This is a genomic window from Embleya sp. NPDC005575 (genome assembly GCF_040605455.1).
Lineage (GTDB): Bacteria > Actinomycetota > Actinomycetes > Streptomycetales > Streptomycetaceae > Embleya.
Genome location: NZ_JBEXCV010000102.1, coordinates 26,011 through 34,342, shown reverse-complemented (window position 1 = coordinate 34,342; position 8,332 = coordinate 26,011). Strand labels below are relative to the sequence as shown.

9 protein-coding genes are annotated in these 8,332 nt (G+C 68.8%); 5 read left to right on the top strand and 4 right to left on the bottom strand.

The window, feature by feature from the left end; all coding sequences use genetic code 11:
• Window positions 1–540, bottom strand: a 540-nt coding sequence (locus tag ABZS54_RS28615; RefSeq protein ID WP_355542154.1) for a PadR family transcriptional regulator, incomplete at its 3' end; no start/stop codon positions are given.
• 155 nt (window positions 541–695) lie between these two features.
• Here ABZS54_RS28615 and ABZS54_RS28610 point away from each other — a divergent pair.
• From ABZS54_RS28610 to ABZS54_RS28590, 5 genes are all read left to right on the top strand, one after another.
• Window positions 696–1,112: a hypothetical protein gene (locus ABZS54_RS28610; RefSeq protein WP_355542151.1), complete on the top strand. Its 417-nt coding sequence runs from the start codon at window positions 696–698 to the stop codon at window positions 1,110–1,112.
• Window positions 1,113–1,345: 233 nt separating this feature from the next.
• Entirely contained in the window at window positions 1,346–2,224 is an 879-nt protein-coding gene (locus ABZS54_RS28605; RefSeq protein ID WP_355542157.1) for an ABC transporter ATP-binding protein, read from the top strand.
• The gene (locus ABZS54_RS28600; RefSeq protein WP_355542148.1) at window positions 2,221–3,093 is read left to right on the top strand and encodes an ABC transporter permease; all 873 of its coding nucleotides are present in this window, start codon (window positions 2,221–2,223) and stop codon (window positions 3,091–3,093) included. The genes ABZS54_RS28605 and ABZS54_RS28600 overlap by 4 nt, the downstream gene beginning before the upstream one ends.
• 117 nt (window positions 3,094–3,210) lie before the next feature.
• Window positions 3,211–4,323 carry an ABC transporter substrate-binding protein gene (locus ABZS54_RS28595; RefSeq protein ID WP_355542145.1) on the top strand — a complete coding sequence of 371 codons (1,113 nt, stop codon included), beginning with the start codon at window positions 3,211–3,213 and terminating at the stop codon, window positions 4,321–4,323.
• Window positions 4,324–4,540: 217 nt separating this feature from the next.
• Window positions 4,541–4,885 carry a hypothetical protein gene (locus tag ABZS54_RS28590; protein ID WP_355542142.1) on the top strand — a complete coding sequence of 115 codons (345 nt, stop codon included), beginning with the start codon at window positions 4,541–4,543 and terminating at the stop codon, window positions 4,883–4,885.
• Between the two features lie 204 nt (window positions 4,886–5,089).
• Here ABZS54_RS28590 and menC read toward each other — a convergent pair whose 3' ends face one another.
• The 3 genes from menC to ABZS54_RS28575 all read right to left on the bottom strand — a co-directional run bounded on the left by menC (window position 5,090) and on the right by ABZS54_RS28575 (window position 8,297).
• Window positions 5,090–6,199 (bottom strand): o-succinylbenzoate synthase, encoded by a 1,110-nt coding sequence (gene menC, locus ABZS54_RS28585; RefSeq protein ID WP_355542139.1) that lies wholly within the window; start codon window positions 6,197–6,199, stop codon window positions 5,090–5,092.
• Window positions 6,200–6,220: 21 nt separating this feature from the next.
• Window positions 6,221–6,958: a GNAT family N-acetyltransferase gene (locus ABZS54_RS28580; protein WP_355542136.1), complete on the bottom strand. Its 738-nt coding sequence runs from the start codon at window positions 6,956–6,958 to the stop codon at window positions 6,221–6,223.
• Window positions 6,959–7,274: 316 nt separating this feature from the next.
• Window positions 7,275–8,297 (bottom strand): membrane dipeptidase, encoded by a 1,023-nt coding sequence (locus tag ABZS54_RS28575; protein WP_355542133.1) that lies wholly within the window; start codon window positions 8,295–8,297, stop codon window positions 7,275–7,277.
• Window positions 8,298–8,332: the final 35 nt, after the last annotated feature.

Sequence of the window (8,332 nt, the reverse complement as noted above, 5' to 3'; positions counted from 1 at the left end):
GAAGACGTAATAGGCGCCGCCGAGGCCGCTCTGGAAGACCAGGATTGCGGCCATGGCGACGGCCAGGCTGCGGTTGCCGAACAGGCGAAGCGGTATCAGGCCCGGCAGCTCCGGGTCGTAGGGTGTCGCCAGACCGACCGACCCGTCGGGGCTGACGTGTGCCATGCGGTACTCCAACTCGGTGCGCACCAGCGAGATCGCGATCTCCCGATCCAATTGCCCACCGAAGACGAACCGAATCAGGAAGTCCGCGTCCTCGGGGCGCGGCGACGGCTCGTAGGGCGACCGCGCCCACTCCCACAGCGCCGCGCGTCCGGCCTCGGTCATGCGGTAGACCTTCGCGTCGGGGCCGCCCTCGCGCGGATCGATGTCGAACTCGACCCAGCCGCGCTCGACGAGCTGGGCCAGGCGGCGGTAGATCTGCGGGAGCTGGACGCCGTAGCCGATGTACTTCAGCGGCCCGTCCATCCACTTCCGCAGGTCGTATCCCGAGAACCGGCGCATCGCCAGCAGGCCGAGGATCACGAAGTCGAGTTGCATGACCGTCCTTGGTAGGTGGATGAACCAGCCGTCGCAGGCCAGTGTGCGGGCATTCGCTGCATGGTTCGGGGCTGTCTCATCACAACGAGTGCGAAAAGCGCGGAGCCGACCAGTCCCATGTTCGCGACCGCGAGGTTGACGATGCGGGTGGAGCGGTGGACGAGCACGATGCCCATCGCGAGCAGTCCGATGACCAGGCCGTCGACCAAGCCGTCGAAGGCGAGTTGCCGCGAGCGCCGCCCCAGACCATGAACACCGGCTTCGGCCGCCACGAGGTCTTCTCCAAGGCCGGCATGGAGCGGCTCGTCTCGGTGTCCGTCATCGGGATCGACGCGTCGACCGGCGGCTGCAACCTGGCCGAGGTCGCCCACGAGAAAGCCCTGACGGCCGGGCCGCTGCCGGTCCGGATCCCGCGCGCCGCGCAGTTCCACGAGTTCGTCGAGCTCCTGGTGAGCCGAGGCCGCGCTCCGCGGTCGCGCAGGCCCTCGTCGACCCGGCCGGCGGCCCCGCCCCGAGGCCGGCACCGCCGCGGCACCGTTCCCGGAAGTCGCCGGGCCGCGCGCCCCCGGTGACGCGCACGATCGAGCGGACCTCGCCGGAACGAGCGCCCGCGCGTGGGGGATGTCTCATGATCGATGTCGTCTTGTCGATGCGATCGATTGTGAAATCTGACGCATCGTCATATCGTCACGCCAATCGAACGGAATGATCGACTCCGGTGGGGACACCGGGTGTGCTCGAACACGCACGCACGGGCACTGGACGCACGGATCGACGGATCGCACGGAGTTCAGGGGTGAGACACGTGGGTCAGGAGCTGCCCGAACCGGCCGCGCAGGCCGGCAGAATCCGAGCCGTTGAAATCGAGCGCCGGTTCGGTCGCGGCGCGAGCCGGGTGCACGCGCTCGGTCCACTCGACCTGGACGTCGGCGCCGGAGAGTTCTGCTGCATCGTCGGCCCGTCCGGGTGTGGCAAGTCCACGTTCCTGCGGATCGTGGCCGGCCTGGTCAAGCCGACTGCCGGCCGGGTCGAGGTGACGGCGGCGAGTGCGCACCCCGCCGCGATGGTGTTCCAGAACTACGGCATCAGCCCGTGGAAGACGGTACTGGCCAACGTCCGGTTCGGCCTGGACCTGCGCCGGGTACCACGCAAGGAGGCGAACGCGCGAGCACGCGACTGGCTGGGTCGACTCGGCCTCGCCGACTTCGCCGACCGCTACCCCGCGGCCCTGTCCGGCGGGATGCAGCAGCGCGTATCGATCGCCCGCGCGCTCGCGGTGGAGCCGGAAATCCTGCTCATGGACGAACCGTTCGCGGCCCTGGACGCGCAGTTGCGGACGATCCTCCAGGACGAACTCCTGGAAATCTGCCAGGCGGACCGGCGCACCGTCCTGTTCGTGACGCACAGCCTGGAGGAGGCGCTGGTCCTGGGCGACCGCGTCCTGGTGATGTCCGCGCGCCCGGGTCGACTGATCGCCGAGCGGGTACCGCCGTTCGCCCGCCCGCGCACCGGAGAGGTGCGCAGGTCACCGGAGTTCGCCGCGATGCAGGCCGAACTGTGGGATTTGTTGCGCGGGGAGGTCGAGCAAGCGTCCACCCGCGAGCAGGAGACGGACCGGGAGCAGGACCGGGACCCGAAGCAGGGCGGCAGGCAGATGAAGGACAAGGAGGAGGTCGCGTCGTGACGGTCACCGTGAAGGACAACGCGCCGATCCGGGTGCTGGTCCGCGAGCCGGGCGCCGCCGAGCGCGACCCCGGCCGAGCGCGGACGCGACGGCGACTCCTGGAGATCGGCCTGGCCGTCGCCGTTCCCGTGGTGCTCCTGCTGTGGTGGCAACTCGCGGCGAACCAGGGGTGGATCGACGACCGACTCTATCCCGCGCCCTCGACCATCGTCGCGGACGGCTGGACCGACGCCGCCGACGGCAAGCTGTGGCCGGACGTGTGGGCCACACTGGCCAGGGTCCTGCCCGGCTACGCGATCGGCGCCTTCGGCGGATTCGCCGTCGGCCTCCTGATGGGTACCAACGCGCTGATCCGGGCCGCGCTCGAACCCACCCTGGACGCCCTGTACGTGGTACCCAAGCTCGCGCTCCTGCCGATCTTCATGACCATGTTCGGCCTCGGCGAGGCGCCGCACATCGCGCTCGTCGCGGTGACGGTGTTCTTCTTCGTCTGGATCGCCACGATGGCCGCCGTCATCGCCGTGCCCGACGGCTACCGCGAGGCGGGGGCGGTCTTCGGCGCCGGTCCCTGGCAGATGTTCCGGCACGTTTTGCTGCCCGCGTCGCTGCCGCAGGTCATGGTGGGTCTGCGGATCTCGGCGGGCGTCGCGGTCCTGGTCATCATCGCCTCCGAGGGGATCGCCTCGCCCGACAACAAGGGCCTGGGCTACGTGATCTTCAACTCGCGCCAGCTCTTCGACAACCGCGCGATGTTCGTCGGGATCATCGTGGTCGCGATCGTCGGCGTGCTCTTCTCCGAGCTGATCCGCTCCGTGGGTCGACTCTGCACCCCGTGGGCACCGCGCGACCGCGGTCCCGGCCAGTCCTGACGCGACGTCACCACCTTGGCCGGGCCGCTTCGTGCGCGGCCGGGCCGGACCACACTTCGGCGCACCGACTCCGAAAGGCACATCATGGCGAGACGCGGATTCCTGACAATCACCGCCTTGTTGGCATGCACCACGCTGCTCGCCGCGTGCGGCGGCTCCGCCGACTCCGGTTCGGACCGGGACAAGCCCTCGCAGCCCAAGCGTGCGATCGAGGCGGTAGCGGGTTGCGAAAACGCGTGGACCGATCCGGCCGACCTGGCCCCGACCCGCAAGCCCGCGCGCTGCAAGGCGGGTTCGCCCGCCGCCAAGCCGCTCGCGCAGAGGGTGAAGATCACCGTGACGGCGGGATCCTTGTCCGCCGAATATCTCGGACCGCTGCGCACCGCGATCGCCAAGGGCGAGTTCGCGAAGGAGGGCCTGGACGTCGAACTCAAGCAGATGCCGGCCACCGATGCGATCACGCTGCTCGCCAAGGGCCAAGTGGACGTGCTGTATTCGGCACCCGAGGCGGGCATGGTCAACGCGGTCAAGCAGGGCTTCGACATCAAGTGGGTCGCAGGCAACTACTCGGTTGCCCCCGAGTCCAAGACCGGGGTCTGGGCCCGGGTCAAAAACGGCAAGACCGGGGACGCGGTCGACCTCAAGAACGCGCGTTTCGGCACCCTGGTGGGCAAGACGTCGGTGATCATGTATCCGATCGAGAGCGTGCTCGTCCAGCACAAGACCAAGCCCACCGAGGTCTCCTTCCAACAATTGGACGGCGCGGGCGTGCCCGAGGCGTTCAAAAACGGTGGCATCGACGCTGCCTGGCTGCTCGACCCGATCTGGAAGGACTTCGAGGGCAAGCCCGAGTACACCTTCCTGGGCGGTCAGCCGGTCGGCGAGCCGCTCGGCGGAATGCTCTACGGGCAAAACCTCCTGGCAAAGAACCGGGACGCCGGCGTCGCGTTCCTGCGCGCGCTGATCCGCACCGTGAACACGTACTTCGCGGGCGACTACAAGCAGGACCCGGCCTTCGTCCAGGAGTTGGCGACGACGCTGGGCAGCAAGCCCGAACTGCTGAGGTCGGTGCCCGCGCAGGTGGTCGACTGGGAGATCCGCGGCGGCACGACCGACCGGGTCCAGAAGATGTACATCGAGGGCAAGGTGGTCGAGGCCCCCGCGCTGCCGGAGGACAAGCTCGTCGATCGGTCCCTCTACGCGGAGGCCGTGGGCCACACCGGCCCCTGAGCACGGCGGCCCCTCATTCGGGCGGCACCGGATCGAACGCCCGCCTGCGGCCACCGAGTTCGATCATGTCCTGTCGGCCCTACTCCATGGCGGACGGTGCCACGAAGCGGCACCGTCCGCCACGACAATCCGGTTCTTCCGACGCAGGGGGAAGTTCCGCAAAAGCCCGGTGGTACCGGCCTCGCGAGGGGAGGATATCGAGGCGGAGCTGCTGCGTGTGGCCCGTACACCGGACCCCGCGTCGCTGTCGTCCCACGAGGTGCACTCCGCCGTACGCCACGCGGTGCAATGGGTGGTGAGTCGGTTGCCCTCGCAACAGCCCGAAACCGTGGCCGAGGACGCCGAATACGCGGCATGGATGCTCTCCGCGGCCGTCGAACACCATCGGGAATCGGCGATCTCCGCCGTGGCCGAGGCCGCCGCGTCGCACGTGTACGCTCCCGCCGCCGCCGTGGCGGACGCGCTGGGCCTGACCGCCCCGGCCATCGTCGCCATGTCATCGCCGGCTTGTGGCAGGCGATCGATCACGACTACGCCCAGGAGACCTCGGTCGCCGGCCTGATCTACGACACCTTGATCGACGACGGCACCCTTCACCCGAATCGGGCTGCTCACGCGGTACACCACGCCCTTCGAGAGCTCCGTCGCACGGCCCCGTTCAACCCGACGCTCTGGGCCCCCTACCTGCACTTCGGGCCCTGACCGACCACGCCGCTTTTTCGCCGTCGTCGGCCGACGTGCGGCCTCGGGGTTCGCAGGCACGCACTTACATCGCTACCCATTCGCTCGACGTGGTTACCTCGTTGAGAACGTCGGGAAGGGGCTCGATGCCGAGGCCGGGGCCGGTGGGGACCTCGAGGTGCCCGTCGGAGAGGACGAACGGCTCCGTGATGTCGGTGGCGAAGTACCGGCCGGAGCCGGAAGTGTCGCCTGGGAGGGTGAAGCCGGGCAGGGCGGCCAGAGCCACGTTGGCGGCGCGGCCGATGCCGGTCTCCAGCATCCCGCCGCACCAGACGGGGACGCCGTGGGCGCGAGCGAGGTCGTGGATGCGGCGGGCTTCGAGATAGCCGCCGACGCGGCCCGGCTTGATGTTGATGACGGAGCAGGCGCCGAGGGAGATGGCCGCCGCGGCGTCGGCAGCGGACTTGATGGATTCGTCCAGGCAGATCGGGGTGCGCAGCAGCTTGGCCAGTTCGGCGTGTTGGACCATGTCGTCGTTGGCCAAGGGCTGTTCGATCAGTTGGAGTCCGAAGTCGTCCAGTCCGGCGAGGTGTCGGGCATCCGACAGCGTGTAGGCGGCGTTGGCGTCGACCTGCAGGAGCAGATCGTCCCCGAAGCGCTCGCGCACGGCACGTACCGGGCCGAAGTCCCAGCCGGGCTCGATCTTCAGCTTGATCCGGACGTAGCCCTCGGCGATGTACCTCTCCACCGCGTCGAGGAGTTCGGGCACGGAGTCCATGATCCCGACCGAGACCCCGCAGGGGACCCGGTCCCGAGCGGCACCCAGGTAGGAGCCGAAGGACTCGTCGGCACTGCGGAGCTGCGCGTCCAGCACCGCTGTCTCCAGCGCGGACTTCGCCATCCGGTGGCCGGTGAAGGGTTGCAGGACACGTCCCACCGCGTGCACGTCCAAGCCGTCCTTCGGCAAGGCGGGGATGAGGAACTTGCGCAGGACGTGCTGGGCGCAGGCGACGTACTCGGAGGAATAGCGCGGCTCGGACATGGCCCCGCATTCGGCCCAACCCTCGTGATCGGCGGTGACGACGCGGACCAGCAGCACATCTCGGCTGGTCTCCACGCCGAAGGAGGTACGGAACGGGGCGACGAGCGGCATCGCGATCCGACGCAGCTCGACGCCGGAAATCTTCGTCTTCATGACTGGCTCCTTTGCAGGCGGTCAAACATGGGTTGTGGTGCGTTGGACCACGTAGCGGCGGCGTTCGTGGAAACCGATGACACGGGCACCTTCGGCGAGCAAGCCGCCCAGGGTTTCTCGTACGGTCAGCCGCCAAGCCCGGGCAGCGCCGGGATCCGTAAGGCGCAGGGCCTCGATGTCATCGGGGAGGTCGATGAGTACGGTCTCGGCGTCGGTCGCAGCGGTCTCCGGGCGGCCTTCGTGATTGCGGAGGCTGTGAGCGGCGCCCCCGGGCACTTCGATCACCGCGGGCGGGGAGGGCGCGGTGAGATCCCAGGCGACCAGGACCCGGTCGGACTCGTCGCCGCCGTTGATGGCGTCGTCCATCGCACCGTAGAAGGACGGCAAGTACTGTTCCGGCCGAGCGCCCAGTTTGGTCAGATTGAAGTAGGCGTTGCGGCGGATGAGCGGGTCGTACGTCCAGGTGATGCGCCTCAGTCGATGGGCGAGCGCCCACTGCCGCTGATGCATCTTGAGGGCAAGGCCCACACCGCGCCCCACTACGGCGCCGGTGATGTGCGAGTGCAGGCTGGTGCCTATGGGTTCGCCGAAGAAGGCGACCGACGCCCCCACCAGGCGGCCGTCCTCGTATGCTCCGGCCACGTAGTTACCGGCGTGCGAGAGTGCCCGCATGACCTCGGCGGAGATGGGTGAGCTGCCGGGTTGGGACCCCCAGATGTCGGCGTAGAGGTGGCTGACGGCATCGAAGTCCTCCATCATGTGCAGTTCTCGGATTGTGGATCCGCTCATCGCAGTGCTCCGACTGGGTGGGCCAGGGGCCGGGCGCGGGCCGGCATGGTGGCGGTGATGACGTGTTCGTGGTCGGTGTGCGCGGGATCGCCGGCCCGCCGGCCGTCGAGCGCGGGACACCTCACCCCGGCGGTGTGGTTGGCGTCGGGGACTGCGCAGACAGCCGTCCGCCGTAGCGGAGCGAGGCCGAGCTGTACGGCCGATTCGTGTCCTGGACCCAGCGCGGGCAACGCTGCTCCCCGGTGGGTCACAGGGCACGCCGGGTGCAGCCGAAGCTGATCGGGCATCAGCCCATGTGCTCGCTCATGAGCCGCCGCGTGTTCCCGCCCAAGATCTTCAAGATGTGCTCCTCGGGCATGCCCCGGCGGATCATCGCCGCGGTGACCAGGGGCATGCCGGCCGGGCCCTCCAGATCGGGGAAGTCGAAGAGGGGGTCCTCGTCGTCGGCGTCCTCGCAGCAGGGCGGGGTGACGTCCGCTATGACCTCGCGGAGGAAGTCCGATCCGAGGCCGACGTGGTCGATCCCGGCCACGGAGACAACGTGGTCGATGTGGTCGATGACCCGGTCGACGCTCACCTTCGCCTCGTCGTCGGTGAGGAAGCCCGGAACGAAGTTCACACACACCACTCCGCCGGTGCCGGCCACACCACGGATCTGATCGTCGGTGAGGTTGCGGTGGTGATCCCGCAGCGCGCGGGCGCAGGAATGGGTAGCGATCACCGGGCGGGTGGCCAGCTCCAGAACATGGCCGACGCCGCTCGACCCCAGATGGGAAATGTCGAAAAGCATGCCCAGACGTTCCATTTCCTGCAGCGCCCGGACGCCGGGGGAGGTCAGTCGACTGCCGGTGGCGTCCTCCCGGCTGCCGTCGGCGAGCGGGGTGCGTCCCCAGTGGGCGATCGAAGCGATACGCACACCGAGCCGGAAGAAGGTGGAGAACAGTTCGACGGAGGCGTCGATACCCGGTGCGCTCTCCAGAGCCAGAACGAGGGCGATCCTGTTGTCGGCGAGAGCCCTGTCGATGTCCGCGCCGCTGACGCACAGGGCAACGTGTTCGGCGTTGGCCTCGGCGAGGACATGACCGCACTCGATCATGCGCAGGGTTTGCCGCAATGCCCCCTCCGGTTGGTACTGCTCGTCGATGAACACCGGCAGAACCTGGATGTCGATGCCGCCCTCGCGCAGCTGCGGCAGCCACCGGTCCCGGAAGAAACCGCCCCAGTGCTTGGGAGGGCGGGCGGCAACGGCCATCAGGAGGTCGTTGTGGGCATCGGCGACGACTGCGCGGTGATGCAGGTCCAAGGACACGACGGATCCTTTCGCGTGGCAGGGAGCACGTGGGC

Excerpts from the sequence above, each read along its gene's own strand:
- menC (WP_355542139.1), bottom strand. The coding sequence starts at position 6,199 with ATGAAGACGAAGATTTCCGGCGTCGAGCTGCGTCGGATCGCGATGCCG.
- ABZS54_RS28580 (WP_355542136.1), bottom strand. The coding sequence starts at position 6,958 with ATGATGGAGGACTTCGATGCCGTCAGCCACCTCTACGCCGACATCTGG.